This window comes from Curtobacterium sp. 1544, assembly GCF_040544915.1.
In the GTDB taxonomy this organism is placed as follows: Bacteria; Actinomycetota; Actinomycetes; order Actinomycetales; family Microbacteriaceae; genus Curtobacterium; species Curtobacterium pusillum_C.
Genome location: NZ_JBEPKX010000024.1, coordinates 24889 through 41505, shown reverse-complemented (window position 1 = coordinate 41505; position 16617 = coordinate 24889). Strand labels below are relative to the sequence as shown.

16 protein-coding genes are annotated in these 16617 nt (G+C 69.9%); 9 read left to right on the top strand and 7 right to left on the bottom strand.

Annotated elements, in window-relative coordinates; genetic code table 11:
• Positions 1-9: 9 nt before the first annotated feature.
• From ABIC61_RS13600 to pepN, 4 genes are all read right to left on the bottom strand, one after another.
• Positions 10-1500 (bottom strand): chitinase, encoded by a 1491-nt coding sequence (locus ABIC61_RS13600; RefSeq protein ID WP_354030332.1) that lies wholly within the window; start codon positions 1498-1500, stop codon positions 10-12.
• A gap of 137 nt (positions 1501-1637) precedes the next feature.
• Entirely contained in the window at positions 1638-2048 is a 411-nt protein-coding gene (locus ABIC61_RS13595) for a globin (RefSeq protein WP_502908811.1), read from the bottom strand.
• 86 nt (positions 2049-2134) lie between these two features.
• Entirely contained in the window at positions 2135-3199 is a 1065-nt protein-coding gene (locus tag ABIC61_RS13590) for a mechanosensitive ion channel family protein (protein ID WP_354030330.1), read from the bottom strand.
• A 77-nt stretch (positions 3200-3276) separates the two neighbouring features.
• The gene (pepN, locus tag ABIC61_RS13585; protein WP_354030329.1) at positions 3277-5856 is read right to left on the bottom strand and encodes an aminopeptidase N; all 2580 of its coding nucleotides are present in this window, start codon (positions 5854-5856) and stop codon (positions 3277-3279) included.
• A 217-nt stretch (positions 5857-6073) separates the two neighbouring features.
• Here pepN and ABIC61_RS13580 point away from each other — a divergent pair, with 217 nt between their 5' ends.
• From ABIC61_RS13580 to ABIC61_RS13560, 5 genes are all read left to right on the top strand, one after another.
• The gene (locus ABIC61_RS13580; RefSeq protein ID WP_354030346.1) at positions 6074-6634 is read left to right on the top strand and encodes a mycothiol-dependent nitroreductase Rv2466c family protein; all 561 of its coding nucleotides are present in this window, start codon (positions 6074-6076) and stop codon (positions 6632-6634) included.
• 355 nt (positions 6635-6989) lie between these two features.
• A complete protein-coding gene (locus ABIC61_RS13575; protein WP_354030328.1) occupies positions 6990-7313 on the top strand; it encodes a hypothetical protein in 324 nt (107 codons plus the stop codon).
• A gap of 42 nt (positions 7314-7355) precedes the next feature.
• A complete protein-coding gene (locus tag ABIC61_RS13570) occupies positions 7356-8510 on the top strand; it encodes a hypothetical protein (protein WP_354030327.1) in 1155 nt (384 codons plus the stop codon).
• Positions 8507-8962, top strand: coding sequence for a hypothetical protein (locus ABIC61_RS13565; protein WP_354030326.1), 456 nt, complete (start codon positions 8507-8509; stop codon positions 8960-8962). Before ABIC61_RS13570 ends, ABIC61_RS13565 begins: the two co-directional genes overlap by 4 nt.
• Positions 8955-10004, top strand: coding sequence for a hypothetical protein (locus ABIC61_RS13560; protein ID WP_354030325.1), 1050 nt, complete (start codon positions 8955-8957; stop codon positions 10002-10004). Before ABIC61_RS13565 ends, ABIC61_RS13560 begins: the two co-directional genes overlap by 8 nt.
• Positions 10005-10055: 51 nt before the next feature.
• Here ABIC61_RS13560 and ABIC61_RS13555 read toward each other — a convergent pair whose 3' ends face one another.
• The gene (locus ABIC61_RS13555) at positions 10056-10583 is read right to left on the bottom strand and encodes a GNAT family N-acetyltransferase (protein ID WP_354030324.1); all 528 of its coding nucleotides are present in this window, start codon (positions 10581-10583) and stop codon (positions 10056-10058) included.
• On the opposite strand from ABIC61_RS13555, the gene ABIC61_RS13550 reads away from it, so the two are divergent.
• From ABIC61_RS13550 to ABIC61_RS13540, 3 genes are all read left to right on the top strand, one after another.
• Positions 10582-11220, top strand: coding sequence for a helix-turn-helix domain-containing protein (locus tag ABIC61_RS13550; protein WP_354030323.1), 639 nt, complete (start codon positions 10582-10584; stop codon positions 11218-11220). The two genes, ABIC61_RS13555 and ABIC61_RS13550, sit on opposite strands and share 2 nt — an antisense overlap.
• A gap of 68 nt (positions 11221-11288) precedes the next feature.
• On the top strand, positions 11289-11777 hold the full coding sequence (locus ABIC61_RS13545; protein ID WP_354030322.1) for a ribose-5-phosphate isomerase: 489 nt from the start codon (positions 11289-11291) through the stop codon (positions 11775-11777).
• A gap of 27 nt (positions 11778-11804) precedes the next feature.
• Positions 11805-12734 carry an Fpg/Nei family DNA glycosylase gene (locus ABIC61_RS13540; RefSeq protein ID WP_354030321.1) on the top strand — a complete coding sequence of 310 codons (930 nt, stop codon included), beginning with the start codon at positions 11805-11807 and terminating at the stop codon, positions 12732-12734.
• 1 nt (position 12735) lies between these two features.
• On the opposite strand, the gene ABIC61_RS13535 is transcribed toward ABIC61_RS13540, so the two are convergent.
• Complete coding sequence (locus ABIC61_RS13535; protein ID WP_354030320.1) at positions 12736-14196, bottom strand: amidohydrolase; 1461 nt, start codon at positions 14194-14196, stop codon at positions 12736-12738.
• Between the two features lie 29 nt (positions 14197-14225).
• A complete protein-coding gene (locus tag ABIC61_RS13530) occupies positions 14226-14867 on the bottom strand; it encodes an FMN-binding negative transcriptional regulator (RefSeq protein WP_354030319.1) in 642 nt (213 codons plus the stop codon).
• 157 nt (positions 14868-15024) lie between these two features.
• Between ABIC61_RS13530 and ABIC61_RS13525 the strand changes: the two genes are divergently transcribed.
• Positions 15025-16617, top strand: coding sequence for a peptide ABC transporter substrate-binding protein (locus ABIC61_RS13525; protein ID WP_354030318.1), 1593 nt, complete (start codon positions 15025-15027; stop codon positions 16615-16617).

Genomic DNA, 16617 nt, shown 5'->3' with positions numbered 1-16617 from the left:
CGTTCGTCGCTACCCGAGCGCGTTGAGCACCGGTCGCACCGCGTTCGCGAACGCGTACCCGTTCGAAGCGTCCCAGTTGATCGACCAGGTCATCGCGCCGCGGAGCCCGGGGTACTTCGCCGACGGGACGAAGGAGCCGCAACCGGTGCCCTTCGCGAGGCAGGTCATCGCGTTGTTCACGACGCCCGGCGCGACGTACCCGCTGCCGGCGCCGCTGGTCGACGCCGGGAAGCCGAGTCCGACCTGGTCAGCGCGCAGGCCGCCCTGCAGCGAGGTGCACGCGAGCGCCGTCGCGAAGTCGACCGAGCCCTGTGCGTAGACGCCGCCGTCGCACCCGTTCATCGACCCGGAGTTGTAGTACTGCGTCTGCACGATCGTCAGGACGTCCTTGATGTTCAGTGCGAGGGCGAAGTAGTCCGACGACGTGCTGAGCATGTCGATGGTCTGCGGGGCCATCGTGATGATCATGCCCGGGTGCTTCGCCGCGACCGTGTGCAGCGCCTGCGCCATGTACGTCGGGTTGACCCCGTTCTCGAGGTCGATGTCCACGCCGTCGAACCCGAACGTGTTCATGAGCGAGTCGACGCTCGCGGCGAAGTTCGCGGCCGAAGCGCTGTCCGACACCGAGATCGTGCCGTTCTGCCCACCGACCGAGACGATCACCTTCTGTCCGCGAGCGTGGACCGTCGCCACGTCGGCGGTGAACTGGGCGTCCGTGTAGCCGCCGAGCTTCGTGGAGAGGCCGGGGTCGACCGAGTAGCTCACCGCGCCGGGCTTGGACGGGTCGGCGTTCGCGAAGGCGACCGCGATCAGGTCGTAGCTCGTCGGGACGTCACTGAGCCTGAGTGCCTTCGCGCCGTTGTCGAAGTCCTGCCAGTAGCCGGTCAGCGTGTGCTTCGGGAGTTGCGCGGCCGCGCCGGTCCCGGTGCCGGGCGTCGGAGTGGGCGTGGATGTGGGCATCGGTGTCGGTGTTCGCGTCGGCGTCGCCGTCGGGGTGGTGGTCGGCGTGCCGCCGGCACCGGCCGGTCCGGCCAGCGTGAGGTCGTCGGCGAAGTACGTGCCCTGGCCGTACCAGCCGTGGACGTACACCGTGGCGCTCTTCTGGGACGCCCCCGTCGTGAACGTCGTGGACAGCTGGTGGTAGCCCGAGCTCGACGTCCACGTGCTCGCACCCGAGACGCTCTCGCCGAGGTACACGTAGTTGCCCGACACCCAGCCGGACAGCGTGTACGAGGTGCTCGGCTGCACGGCGATCGTCTGGGAGCACTGCGCGGTGTCCGACGAGGTCGGCGTACCCGACACGGCCTTCGCACCGGAGTGGACCGGCGTGGAGACGACCGAGGCGCCGGAGCACACCCAGCCGCTCGTGGTCCCCGTCTCGAATCCCGGGTTCGACACGAGGTTGCCACTCGCCGCGTCAGCGGTGTGCGGCAGGAGGACGGCCCCGGCGAGCAGGGCGACCCCGGCTCCGACGGCGGCGAGTTTCGGAACGACCTGCATGGTTCTCCTCATGAGGCGTCGCGGCCCTCGGGAGTGGGCGCCGTGCCCGGACCACACCATTCCGCAAGGACGTTGCGGAATGGTGTGGAGAGGTTATGACCAGTCGGAGCCGACCGTCAAGGGGCAGCGCTCGGACGTCAGTCGAACGTGTTCGTCATCGCGTGCGCGGCGCGGTCGAGGTAGGCCCAGAGCTCGGCCTCGTCGAGGGGCGCCAGACCGAGCGACTCGACGGCGTCACGCATGTGGTGGAGCCAGCGCTCGCGTGCCTCGGAGGTGATGCGGAACGGCATGTGGCGCATCCGCAGGCGCGGGTGGCCGCGTTCCTCGCTGTACGTGCCGGGGCCACCCCAGTACTGCTGGAGGAACGCGGAGAGGCGCCAGATCGCACCCTCGAGGTCGTCGGCCGGGTACATCGGCCAGATGACCTCGTCCTGCTGGACGCCCTCGTAGAAGCGCCGGACGAGCCGGTCGAAGGTGGGGGCGCCACCGATGCGTTCGTAGAGCGAGCCGGTCGCCGAAGCGCCGTGCTCGCCGACGCGGAGGGTGATCGGCTGGGCAGGCACGGTGCCGAGGGGCGGGGTGGGTGCGGCGGGGCTCGGTGCGGCGGGAGTGGGTTCGGCGGGGGTCGGTTCGGTCACTGCGGGTCCTTCCCGGCGTCGGGCTCGTCGGTCCGGATCGGCTGACCGAGGATGTTCTTGCGGCCGCGCCGGGGCTTCGTCGGCGCCGGCGTCGGCTGCGTCCGCACGGTGCGGAGGCCGTTGATCGAGGTGGCGTTCTCCCAGCCCGCGGGCATGATCATCGCCATCGCCGGCAGCGTCACACCGAGTTCGTCGACGGCGTGCTTCAGTCGGATGCGGAGCTCGCGGCCGACGACGTCGAGCTCCGAGGCCCGCGTCTTCACGACGAGGCGGAACACCATGCCCGCGTCGGTGATGGACTGCAGGCCCCAGATCTCCGGCTTCTCGACGATGCGCTGGCGCCACCGGGGCTCCTGCGACATCGTGACCGCCGCCTTCAGCAGGGCGTCCTGCACGGCGTCGATGTCGGTGTCGTACGGCACGGTGATGTCGACGAGGACACGCGACCAGCCCTGCGACAGGTTGCCGACGCGCAGGATCTGCCCGTTCGGCACGAACCACAGGATGCCGTTCACGTCGCGGATCTGCATGACGCGCAGCCCGACGTTCTCGACCACGCCCGTGGCCTGCCCGGTGTCGACGACGTCGCCGACGCCGGCCTGGTCCTCGAGGATCATGAAGACGCCGGACAGCAGGTCCTTCACGATGCTCTGGGCGCCGACGGCGAGGCCGGCGGCGACGAGGGAGGCACCACCGACGATGCCGACGGCGGCGCCTTGCCACACGGCAGTGACGATGATGATGAGCGCGACGGCCACGACGACGACCGTCGCCAGGTTCTCGAGCACGCTGCCGAGCGTCCGGGTGCGCTGGACGACGCGCGCCGTCTGGATGGGAGACGCGATGAGGGCCTGCGTGTCGGCGGCGCCCTGTCGCTTCTTCACACCGTTGACGACGCGGTCGACGACCTGCTTGATCATCCGTCGCAGGATCAACCGGAGGATGATCGCCGCCACGATCGTGATCACGATCGTGATCGGCGCCTGCCACGTGTCGACGAACTGGGTGAATGCGTTCGACGCCCACTTCGAGACGTCGTCGGTCTGTGCAGCCAAGGTCATGATCCGGTCGATGCTAAAGGGCGGGGCCATGGCGTCCCCTGAGGAACGCCACGACCCCGCCGATGGTCACCCGATGCTCAGGCGTCCGCTGCCTGCACCCGGAGGGCACGCTCGGTGCCGGCCAGGCCCTCGGACACGATGCGCCGCAGCGCCGGGGTCTCCGGGTGCTGCTCGAGCCACGCCACCGCTGCGTCACGGAGCTCGGCGGACGCGAGCGGCGCCGGGTAGAGGCCCGTGACGATGGTGTCGGCGATGTGGTAGCTGCGCTCGGCCCAGATGCGCGTGAGCACCTCGAAGTACTTCGGCACCAGGCCCTCGAGCACGACCGGGCTGTTCACGTGCTGGTACCCGACCGTGGTCTGCCGCACGATCGCGTTCGGCAGCTCGGACGAGTCGACGAGCGACGAGAACGCGGCGAGCTTGCCCTCGGCGGTCGGGATCGTCGCCCGAGCACGCGCGGCCGCCTGCTCGCCCGACGCGGTCTTGTCCGCGGCGAGTTCGGCGTCGACCTCGGCGCCGGAGGCAGCGCCCGCGAGCACGAGGCCCTCGAGCAGCTCCCACCGGAGGTCGGTGTCGACCTCCAGGTCGTTCAGCGTGACCGAGCCGTCGCGCAGCCCGCTCAGGGTGGCGACGTGCTCCGGCGTCGAAGCGATCTGCGCGAAGAACTTCACGAACTGGAACTGCGCGTCGGAGCCCGCTTCGGCGCTCGAGGCGAGGTTCCACAGGGTGTCGCCGACGGTGCGGACGGTCGCGTCGACCTTGGCCGGCGCGACGTAGTTGCGGGTCGTCAGGAGCAGCTGCGACAGGGTCGTGCGGATCGTCGTCGACTCGGTCTCGGTCGCGATGTTGCCGAGGACGAGTCGGACGTAGTCGCTCGCGGGCGATTCCGCGTCACGCGTGGCGTCCCACATCGCGCCCCAGACGATGGAGCGGGCGAGGGGGTTCGCGATCGAGGCGAGGTGCTCGATCGCGGTGCGGCGGGACTGCTCGTCGAGGCGGATCTTGGCGTACGCCAGGTCGTCGTCGTTGAGGAGCACGAGGTCGCCACGGTGGACGCCGACGAGCTCGGGGACCTCGGTGCGGGCACCGTCGACGTCGATCTCGACGCGGTGTGCGCGCTCGAGCTTGCCGCCGGCCGACGCGGTGTCGGCGCCGAACGGTGCCTCGGCGTCCTGCGCGAACGCGTAGACGCCGATCGCGAGACGGTGCGGGCGGAGCGTCGGGTAGTCCGCCGGCGCTTCCTGCAGGACCGCGAACGACGTGATGACGCCGGACTCGTCGACCTCGATCTCCGGGCGGAGCGTGTTCACCCCGGCGGTCTCGAGCCAGAGCTTCGACCACTCGGAGAGGTCACGGCCGCTCGTCGCCTCGAGCTCGACGAGCAGGTCGCGGAGCTCGGTGTTCGAGTGGTGGTGCTTCTTGAAGTACGCCGAGACGCCCGCGAAGAACGCGTCGATGCCGACCCACGCCACGAGCTGCTTGAGGACCGAGCCACCCTTGGCGTAGGTGATGCCGTCGAAGTTGACCTGCACGTCCTCGAGGTCGTTGATCGTCGCGACGATCGGGTGCGTCGAGGGGAGCTGGTCCTGGCGGTAGGCCCAGGACTTCTCCATCGCCTGGAACGTCGTCCACGCCTCGGTCCACTCGGTGGCCTCGGCCGTCGCGATCGTGGAGGCCCACTCCGCGAAGGACTCGTTGAGCCAGAGGTCGTTCCACCACTTCATCGTGACGAGGTCGCCGAACCACATGTGCGCGAGCTCGTGCAGGATCGTGACGACCCGGCGCTCCTTGATCGCGTCGGTGACCTTCGACCGGAACACGTACGTCTCGGTGAACGTGACCGCGCCGGCGTTCTCCATCGCGCCCGCGTTGAACTCCGGGACGAACAGCTGGTCGTACTTCTCGAACGGGTACGCGACGTCGAACTTCTCCTCGTAGTAGGCGAAGCCCTTCTTCGTGATGTCGAACACGTACTCGGGGTCGAGGTACTCGGCGAGCGACTTGCGCGCGAAGACGCCGAGCGGGATCGTGCGGCCGTCACGGCTGGTCAGTTCGTCGCGGACGACCTCGTACGGGCCGGCGACGAGCGCGGTGATGTAGCTGGAGATCTTGGCCGTGGGCGTGAAGGCCCACGTGGCGATCTCGCCGTCGACGTGGGGCTCGGGCGTCGGGGAGTTCGAGACGACCTGCCACCGTGACGGCGCAGTCACGGTGAAGGAGAACTCGGCCTTGAGGTCGGGCTGTTCGAACACCGCGAACATGCGGCGCGAGTCGGGCACCTCGAACTGGGAGTACAGGTACACCTCGTCGTCGACCGGGTCGACGAAGCGGTGCAGGCCCTCGCCCGTGTTCGTGTACAGCGCGTCGGCGACGACCACGAGCTCGTTCTGCTCCTGCAGGCCGTCGAGCTGGATGCGCACGCCGTCGTTCACGGCGGCGACGTCGAGCGCGGTCCCGTTCAGCGTGATCGAGTGCACGGTCTTCGTGATCGCGTCGATGAACGTCGACGCACCCGGCGTGGCCGTGAACCGGACGCGCGTGCTGCTGCCGAACGTCTCGGCGCCACGCGTCAGGTCGAGCTCGACGTCGTACGTCTGCACGTCGACGATCGCGGCACGTTCCTGGGCTTCGATTCGGGTGAGGTTCTCTCCGGGCACGGACGCTCCATCTTCGCTGCGGACGCGGACGATCGGTGTCCGCGTGGGGGAGTCCCGGCACGGCGTCGTGCACCGGCGGGACGGTCGACTCCAGCCTAGCGAGCACGCGTACAGTCGCATCGTGACCGAGACGACTGTGGACAACACGACCGAACGCACCACGGGTGGACGGACCACCGTGGAGTTCTGGTTCGACCCGAACTGCCCCTGGGCCTGGATGACGAGCCGCTGGGTCGGTGAGGTCGCCCAGCACCGCGACCTCGACGTCACGTGGAAGGTGATGAGCCTGTTCGTCCTCAACGAGGACCAGGACATCCCCGACGAGTACCGCGAGCGCATCCACAAGGGGCAGCTGTACCCGCGCATCGTCACGGCGGCGCGGCTCCGGCACGGTCAGGACATCGTGAAGCCGCTCTACGACGCCCTCGGCGAGCACATCCACCACCGCCAGGAGAAGGACCCCGAGCAGGTCGTCCCCGCCGTGCTCGCTGAGCTCGGTCTCGACGCCGACCTGCTCGAGTACGCCTGGACGGACGAGGTCGACCAGGCCGTGCGCGTCAGCCACCAGGACGGCATCGACCGCGTCGGCCAGGACGTCGGCACCCCCGTGATCGCGGTCGAGGGCACCGCGTTCTTCGGCCCCGTGATCTCGCCGGCCCCGAAGGGCCAGGAAGCGCTCGACCTGTGGGACGGCGTCGTCGCCGTCGCGAAGGTCCCCGCCTTCTTCGAGCTGAAGCGGTCCCGCACGGTCGGCCCGATCTTCGACACCACGGCCTGAGACAGCTGTCGCTGTCGGACTGGAGGCACGGCGCGGGCTGGCACCGCGCCTCCAGTCCGACAATCGCGCCCCGTTTCGGACATCGCGCCCCGTTGTGCAGGGGCGCGATGTCCGGAGCGGGGCGCGATCGCGCAGCTGTCACTGTCGGACTGGAGGCACGGTGGGGGCTGGCACCGCGCCTCCAATCCGACAACCGCGCCCCGTTTCGAACATCGCGCCCGGTTGTGCAGGGGCGCGACGTCCGGAGCGGGGCGCGAACGCGCAGCTGTCGCTGTCGGACTGGAGGCGCGGCGCGGGCTGGCACCGCGCCTCCAGTCCCTGCTATGGTCGCTTGCGTACGGTGAAGTATCAGGCGATGGGGATCTCGATGGGGGAGTCGTACCGCGTCGACCGCGGGGCGTCCGAACGGACGGTCGCGGACGTGCGCGTCGCCGCGGCGAACGTCGCACAGCAGGCCGCAGCGATGCGCGATGCGCTCGACGCGCTCGCCGCGGCGGCGGGCGGGTCGCCCGACATCGCGGCTGCACTGACATCGTTCGGCGCGGGACGCACCGGGACCGCGTCGAGGATCGGCACGCACCTGCACGCCGTCAGCACCGTCGGCGCAGTCGCGCTCGCCGCCGTCGACGAGGCTGACGCACACATGGCGACCCAGACGGTTCGGGCGGCACGTCGGTGACCGCGATCATCGCGGCTGACGCTCGACGAGATCCGACTGGACATGGCATCGGTCGTCGCGGCCGCAGCATCGCTCCGTGACATCGCGGAGAAGGTCCGCGCGACCGCTTCGGACGGCGACCGGTCCTGGTCAGCGATGCCCGCGGCGTTCGAGATGCCCGGCGTGAGCGACGCGATGCCCGCCATGACACACCGCTCGACCAAGGTCGCCGACGACCTCGCCGACAGCGTCGATCGACTCGATCGCCTGCTGGACGACGCGTCGTTCGAGTTCGCGGAGTTCCGAACGAGCCGCGCGGCGCTCGCCGAGCGGATCTCCTCGTTCGCCGGCGGTCTGCACGCGGCCGTCGCTCGCCACGACGCGGCGCTCCCCGAACCGCCCACCAGCTCCACGCCGTGGCAGCAGGTCCCCGCGCTCGCCATCGAGGACGCCGCACTCCGCGCGGCCGTTGCCGCCTGGAACGAGCAGTGGCAGTCGTGGCAGCGAGAACTGGCCGGACGGATCCGCGCGATCTCCGGTGGCGAGTCGACGGCTGGGCTCGCGACGGACGGGACCGACGTCCGGACTGCGAGCCTGGTGGCACCGATGCCGCTCCCGGGGTTCCCGTCGACGCCGTTCCAGTTCCCGTGGCCGTGGCTCGGCGCCGCGGGCGGAACTGCTGCGGGCAGCGGTTCGGCGGTCGGGGGCCTGTCGGCGCTCGGACTGCTCGGCATCCTGTTCGGCCTGAGCGGCGACACGCAGCAGCAGACGCCTGCGGGTGCGATGCGGCAGCGGATGGCGCAGGCCGACCGGGATGCCTGGGCGTGGACGCACGATCCGCTCACTGGCAAGCCGCGCGAGGTGGCGGGTGGTGCTGGCATCATGACCGATGTCATCGGGCCGATGACCGGTGCGGAAGCAATCAAACATGCACGGAAGTACGGCAGAGTTCCGAAGAAGAAGCCGGTCGGAGAGGTCGACACGCCGGAAGAGCTCGTCGACATCTGGAAGGAGCTCACCCGTGGTGGCAAGCCGATGGACGGCGGAGCTCCCGACTCCACGTCAGTCGAGCTCCCCGACGGATCTCGCGTGCAATGGCGTCCCGACAGCCAATCGGGCGGGCCGACCATCGAGATCAACGCCGGTGGCAACAGCAAGTACAAGATCCATCTCCCGAAGGACTCACCACGGCACGACTTACCCGAGGAGGCTCGATGAACGAGCTGACGTACCAACTGCTCGCGGACGTTTCTGACGAGACCGGCGTGGACATCTACGGATGGCACATCGGGATCGCCGATCGGACGCGAGAACCGGAGGCCGTGGTGGAGGTCCGGATCCTCGGGTACCTCCGTGAGCTGCTCAAGGCAGACCTGATCGGCCTCGGCTCGATCGAAGCGGACGAAGCCGGCCGGGGTGTTTGGACCAACTGGCACGGTGACGTCGACGAGCTCATCCAACGTGCTGCGGTGCGCTACGGGAGATCCGACACGGTCTGGAACCTCCTCGCCACGGCAACACCTCGAGGAGTGCAGGTCTTCGAAGCGGAAGAAGCCGGTCGTGAGGCCGCCGGGCAGGACCCGTGGGCGCACGTCGACGACCGTTTCGGAGGGATCTGGGACGAAGACGGCAACGTCATCGAACCGCATGGGGATGAGATCGTTGTCTGACGCCGGTCTCGAGTACATCCCGTTCCCCGCCGAGGAAGTCCGCGCCATGCCGGACGGCTCCATCGCCGCGATGCGGGAGCCGCTTCCCGGTCATGAGGCGTACATCGACGTCATCCCTCCCGTCGACGCCGAGGACCCCAGAGTCCAGCGCCGCAGCGTTCGGCACGACACCGGCGTGCCGCCGAGCACGGAGCCGGCGCCCCGGACTCCCGAGGAGCAGCTGCTCTTGGAGCTCACGGAGTTCAACCGGAACGGGTGCGCCACCGACCTCCGTGCGCTGCACCGCATGGCGAGGACCGACCACGAGTCAGACGGCACCCGAGCCCGGGCGATGGCGCTGCGGACCGTCGAGGTCGGCATCCGTCGGGGCCTCCTGACGAGCGGGATGTTCGTCCGTGCCGGTTCGGAGCTCGCCTTCGTCGAACCCGAGCGGAGCGTCACGGAGCGGATGGCGTCCGTCCGGGACCGCTACATCAGCGCGCCCCAGGCCGGTGAGTCTGACGGTGACCTCGCGAACTCGGTGTGGTTGATGAACACGACGGACGGCGAGCGGTACGCGCGGACGCACAACGCCGAGCAGGCCGAGGACGACCAAGCGCGCGATGCCGGGCCGCGAACGACCCCGAGCGCGCCCGCGGTCGTCGTGCGCTCCTCGAGTGACGAATGGGACGACAAGAACCACGAGCTACTCGTGGAGAACGTCTTCGAGGAACTCCGCAACGGCTGGCTCTCGTGGGGCAAGGGCATCGAGGACGCGGCGCTCAAGAACATCGCGTGGGGGATCGCCGCCGAGATTGTGTATGCCTTCGACGTGAACTGGTCTCCGGACTGGGTGGCGAAGGGGCACCCGCACCGGTGGCACGACGACGACGGGTGGCGCGCGCGGTGCAGCGACTGCCTCGATGAGAGTCCGGCCGAGCCCGACGAAGCGGTCGCGTACGCGTGGTTCGCCGACCACCGTCCCGTCGCGCATGGTGACACTGCGCCGCCGTTCCGGCCGTCCCGAGCGCCGATCGCGGTCCCGATGCCGAGCGAGGGCTGAGCACGGCGCGACGGGGCAGCGGGCGATAGACCAGCGAGCGAGGCGGCCGCGTCAGGCCAGCGGCAGCCGCATCAGCGTCAGGTCCAGCCACCGGTCGAACTTGCGGCCGACCTCGGGCACCACGGCCACGGTCGTGAACCCGAGCCGCTCGTGCAGGGCGATCGATCCCGTGTTGGTGCTGCAGATCCCGGCGATCATCACGTGCCGCCCCTCGGCCGTCGCACGCTCCACGAGGGCGCGCATCAGGGTCGTGGCGACGCCTCGTCCGCGGAACTCCTCGACGACGTAGACGCTGTGCTCGACGGTCAGCCGGTACCCCTGGTGCGGCCGCCACTGCGAGTACGTGGCGTACCCGGCGACGCGCCCGTCGACCTCGGCCACGATCACGGGGTACCCGTCGGTCTGCCGCTCGGCGAGCCAGTCGTCGAAGTACGAGCGCGGGTGCGGTTCCTCCTGCCAGATGGCGGTGGAGTGCAGGACGGCGTCGACGTGGAGCGCGTGCACGACGTCGAGGTCGCGCGGTTCGCAGTCCCGGACGGCGACCGGCCCGCCCGTGTTCGTCGCATATGCTGTCGTCATGTCTCAGATCGTAGACGACGTGGCGCCGGATGCGGAAACGGGAGAGCGCCCCGATGACGCCGACCAGCGACGACTCGGCGAGCGCCTGCAGCGCCTCCGTACCGAGCGGAAGTGGAGCCTCACCGAGCTCGCGGAGGAGTCCGGCGTCTCCCGCGCCATGATCAACCGCGTCGAGCGCGGGGTGTCCAGCCCGACGGCGACGATCCTCGGTCGACTGTCGGGAGCGTTCGGGCTCACGATCTCACAGCTCCTCGACGAAGCGCTCGACCACGAGGTGCCGCGGGGGGCCGATCCCGACGAGGCGCGCGGCGTCCAGCGCGGCGCGACCGCGGACTCCTGGACCGATCCCGACACCGGGTACCGGCGTCGTCCCGTCTCGAGTGCGACGTTCCCCGCGGACGTCACCGAGGTGCGCCTCCCGGCCGGCCGCGAAGTGGCCTACCCGGCGTCCGCGTACGCGTTCCTGCGGCACTGCATCTGGGTGGTCGACGGCGTGCTCGAGGTCGTCGTCGGCGGCGAGCCGACACGGCTGTCCGCGGGGGACCGGATCGAGCTCGGCGAACCCGCCGACGTCGTCTACCGGAACCCCGGCGACGACACCGCGCGGTACGTCGTCGTGGTCGTCCGCACGCACTGAGACGGACGTGCCGACGCACGCGCAGCACGCGTCCGGACCGGGTCCCGCGCGGGAATAGGATCGGTTCCATGCGCATCCACCTCGGAACGGACCACGCCGGCCTCGAGTTCAACAAGACCCTCGCGACGCACCTCACCGAAGCGGGGCACGAGGTGGTGGACCACGGTCCGACCGAGTACGACGCGCTCGACGACTACCCCTCGTTCTGCATCAACGCCGCCCACGCCGTCGTGGTGGACCAGCGCGCGGGCGTCGAGGCGCTCGGTGTGGTGTTCGGCGGTTCCGGCAACGGGGAGCAGATCGCGGCGAACAAGGTCGAGGGCATCCGCGCGGCGCTCGTGTGGAACGAGTCCACTGCGCTCCTCGCCCGGCAGCACAACGACGCCAACGTCATCTCGATCGGCGCGCGCCAGCACACCGAGGACGAGGCGATCCGCTTCGTGGACCTCTTCATCGCCGAGCCGTTCTCGGGCGAGGAGCGCCACGCCCGCCGCATCGCCCAGCTCGCCGAGTACGAGACGACGGGGCACATCGCCGGCAAGCAGGTCGACCAGTAGGTCAGCGGTACCGAGTAGACAAGAGCAATGCCCGAGGGTCACTCCGTCCACCGCATCGCCAACCAGTTCTCCCGGCACTTCGTCGGCAAACGCTGCGAGGTGTCCAGCCCGCAGGGTCGCTTCGCCGCCGGGGCCGCACAGCTCGACGACAAGAAGATGATCGCCGCCCGCGCGGTCGCGAAGCAGATGTTCCTGGAGTTCGAGGGCGACCTGTTCCTCCGCGTGCACCTCGGCCTGTACGGGGCGTGGGACTTCGCGGGAGTGATCTCGTCCGCCGAACAGCTCTCCGAGGACGGCGACGGCGAGGAGTCCCTGGCCTCGATCGGGGCGCCGCGGCTCGCCCGGTACCGGATGGCCGAGCAGGAGAAGGTCGAGGACCCGATCGAGTCCTTCCCGCCGGACCCCGTCGGCCAGGTGCGCGTGCGGATCCTCACCGAGGACACCGTCGCCGACCTCCGCGGGCCGACCGCCTGCGTCGTCGAGACCCCGGCCGAGGTGCAGCAGGCGCTCGACAAGCTCGGCCCTGATCCGATCAACGACGACGGTCCGGAAGCCGAGAAGACCTTCGTCGACAACGTCCGGAAGCGCAACGTCGCGATCGGGCAGCTGCTCATGGACCAGTCGGTGGTGGCTGGGATCGGCAACATCTACCGCGCGGAGCTGCTGTTCCGGCAGCGCATCGACCCGTACAAGCCGGGCAAGAAGATCACCGTGAAGCAGGCGAAGGCGCTGTGGGCGGACTGGTCGAAGCTCCTGCACGACGGCGTCCGCGACGGCCTGATGCTCACGATGGACGGCCTGTCCGAGGCGGACCTGAAGAAGGCGAAGCGCTCCCGGAAGGACCGACACTGGGTGTACCACCGCGAAGGGGAGCCCTGCCGGGTCTGCGGCACGGAGATCCGGATGGCGGACATGGCCGGCCGCAAGCTCTACTGGTGCCCGAAGGACCAGAAGTAGCTCAGACCTCGCGGTGGGTGAACCGCCCCTCGACCGCGGTCGCGAGCACCCGCATCGACCGCAGTGCCGCCGACGACACCGACGCCGCGAGCGGGTCGTCCGCCACCAGCACGAGGTCCGCGACGTCACCCACCGCCACACCGACCCGCCCGTCGGTCGACCCACGCCACGCCGTCAGCGCCGAGAGCCGCTCGGCAGGGTGCCAGGCAGGACGGCCGTCCCGGTCGCGCCCGACGGCAGCGGCCAGCGACACCCACGGGTCGAGCGGCGCCACGGGCGCGTCCGACCCGAGCAGCAGCCGGGCCCCGGCACGGTCGAGCGACGCGAACGCGAACGCCCGGTCGGTGCGACCCGCCCAGTAGCGGTCGGCGATGTCCCGGTCGTCCATCGCGTGCTCGGGCTGCACGGACGCCGCGACGCCGAGCCGCGCGAACCGATCGAAGTCCTCGTCGGCCAGCAGCTGCGCGTGCTCGATCGTGCCGCGGGCGCCGACCGCCTCGAACACGTCGAGGGCGAGGGTGTTCGCCCGGTCGCCGATCGCGTGGATCGCGGGCACGAGCCCGGCGTCGACCGCGCGGCGGACCATCGGCACAACCTCCTCGAGGGGCCAGGTGAGCACGCCGTGGCCGCCGAGTTCGCCGTACGCGTCGACGACCGCTGCGGTGCGGGTGCCGAGGGACCCGTCGGTGATGACCTTGAACGGCCCCATGCTGAGGAGTCCGCGCGTGCCGGGCACGACGTCGCCGGTGCGGAGTCCGCGGTCGAGCACCGCGTCGAGTTCGACCGGGTAGACGCCGGACGACACCCGGAGCCCGTCCGCCCCGGCGTGGATCCGCCGGGCCCATCGGTCGAGGCCGAAGCGCATCTCCAGGTCGACGATCCTCGTGAGTCCGCGGGCGCTCGCCGCCTCGACGGCGTCAGCGACGTAGCCGTCGAGCACCTCGTCCGGCACGACGGAGAGCGCGCCGGTCACGTCGAAGGCGTCCTGCTCGCGCAGGACCCCGTCCTCGCCGGCGACCAGCGGCCGCCCGACGAGCTCCGAGAAGTGCGCGAGGGCCACGGCGTTGCACCAGACGGCGTGCAGGTCACCGCTGATGACGACGACCGGGAGGTGCGGCGCGGCCTGGTCGAGCAGCTCGCGTCGGGCGGGGCGGGGCCACATCCCGTCGCGGTAGCCGTGCCCGATGAGCACGCGGTCGGCGACGCCGGTGCGGGCGACCTCGGCGAGGAGGTCGGCGGTCGCCTCGGCGGAGTCGCAGCCGGAGACGTCGACGCGTCGACGGACGAGGGCCCACTGGTCGAAGTGCACGTGGTGGTCGACCAGGCCGGGCGCGAGCCAGGCGCCGGCCGCCTCGAGCACGTCGGTGTCGGGGCCGGCCGCGTCGAGCGTGCCGGCCGGTGCGACCTCGGTGACGCGACCGTCGACGATGCGGACGTCGGCAGGGGCTCCGGAGGTTCCCACCCGCCGGACGGTGCGCAGCAGGATCTCCCTCACCGCGCCTCCAGGCCGTCGACACGCGCAGCGTGTGCTCGTTCCATCTCGTCGGCGAGCGCCGGCGACGCGTAGGGGCCGTCCCCGCGGAGGCCCGCTATGATCCGGTCCACGACCTCGGGTGCCTTGTTCTGCGAGAGCTTCGCGCGGGCGTCGAACCGGGTGACCCGGATGCGGATCCCGACGGTGCCCTTGGCCATCCGTCGGGCGGTCTCCTCGTCGACCTGCAACGACACAGGCGACGGCATGACCTGCTCGAAGTGGTCGACGAGCTCGCCGAGGACCCGGAAGTTCTCGTCGTCGGACAGGATCTCCGGCGTGCCCCAGCAGTGCGCGGTGACGTGGTTCCAGGTCGGCACGAACTGTTCCGGCGGGTACCAGGCGGGGGAGACGTAGCCGTGCGGGCCCTGGAACACGACGAGGACCTCGTGCTGCCCGAGTTCGTGGGCGACCTCGTCGGGGCGGCCGACGTGGGACACGAGCACGATCTCGTCGTCGTCGGTGGCCTCGAGCAGGAACGGGTAGTGCGACGCCACGAGCCCGGAGTCGGTGTGCGACACGATCGAGGCCCACGGGTGGGCGTCGATGAGCCGTTCCACCTCGTCGACGTCCGTCATCAGGAAGTGCGGTGTGTGTCGCATGGTCCGAGCGTGGCACACCGGGTCCCTCGAGCGCGACGGCTCCCGTTTCCCGAGTGTTTCAGATCGGTAAAAGTTTCAGAGTTCATTGAAAGAACCATTGCCTCGGAGACTCCGACGGGCCTAGCTTCACTCTTCAACGACGACCCGAGGAGACTTCATGCGACGCAGGACGATCGCCGCGCTGGCAGCAGCGACCACCGTGGTGCTCATGGCCGCCGGCTGTTCGGCGAGTGGCACCGCCGACCAGTCGGGCGGATCGGGCGGCAGCCTGGTCTACGCCACCGGCGAGCCCGACCACCTCACCCCGGGTCGTCAGACCGTCGCGTTCGACCAGGTGCAGAGCCTGTTCGCACCGCTGACGCAGACCGACTCGAAGGGCAAGCTGCACGACGTCGCCGCGAAGAGCGTCGAGTCGAGCGACAACGTCACGTGGACGATCACCCTTCGCGACGGGTGGAAGTTCCAGAACGGCGAGACCGTCACCCCGGAGAGCTACGTCAAGGCCTGGAACCAGACCGCGTACGGCCCGAACGCCTGGGAGAACAGCGGTCAGCTGGCGTCGATCGTCGGGTACGCGGACCTGAACCCGGCGGAGGGGACGCCGAAGACCAAGGAGATGTCCGGCCTGAAGGTCACCGGCGACGACACCTTCACGGTCACGCTCACCCACGCCGACAGCCAGTTCCCGCTCCAGCTCAGCCAGGCCCAGACCGCGTTCTACCCGATGCCCGAGGCGGCGTACGAGGACCTCAAGGCGTACGACAAGAAGCCGATCGGCAACGGCCCGTACGAGATGAAGGCGGCGTGGAAGGCGAACCAGGAGTTCACCGTCACCGCGTGGAAGGGGTACGAGGGCACGAAGCCCGCGACGAAGGACGTCACCTTCCGCAGCTACTCCGACATGAACACGGCCTACACCGACGTCCTCGCCGGCAACGCCGACGTGCTGTTCCTGCCCGCCGACAAGATGACCAGCGCGAAGGGCGACTTCGGCGACAAGCTGCACTCGTTCGACGCCCCCGGCATCGACTACATCGGCTTCCCGCTCTGGGACGAGCGCTACTCGAACGCCGACGTCCGCCGCGCGATCTCGATGTCGATCAACCGCAAGCAGGTGAACAAGGCGATCTACGGCGGCCTGTACGAACCCGCGACCGCACTCACCCCGCCGTCGATGTCCGGCACGCAGGAGGGCATCTGCGGTGACGCCTGCGAGTTCGACCCGGCAGCGGCGAAGCAGCTCCTCGCGAAGGCCGGCGGGTTCGACGGCACGATCACGCTCGTCTACCCGGGCGGCAACGGCCTCGACTCGCTCTACCAGGCGTACGCGAACCAGATCCGGCAGAACCTCGGGGTCGACGCCGAGGCGAAGGCCACCACCGACTGGGCCTCGTACTACTCCGAACTGACGGACAAGAAGATCGAGGGACCGCACTTCGGCCACTGGGGCGCGCTGTACATCAGCCAGCAGAACACCCTCCGGGCCCTGTTCACCACGGCCGGCGGCTGCGCACCCTGCACCGGCTACTACCAGAACGACACCGTCGACGACCTGCTCGCGAAGGCCGACTCCGCCGGGTCGCAGGCCGAGGCGAACGAGTACTACGCGCAGACCCAGAAGGCCGTCCTGGAGGACTTCCCGGTCGTCCCGACCTTCTTCGACAAGTACTCGTACGTGACGAGCGACAAGATCGCGTCGCTCCCGGCCGTCGCCGGCAGCCCCGTCGTCTCGCAGATCACCGTCAAGTAG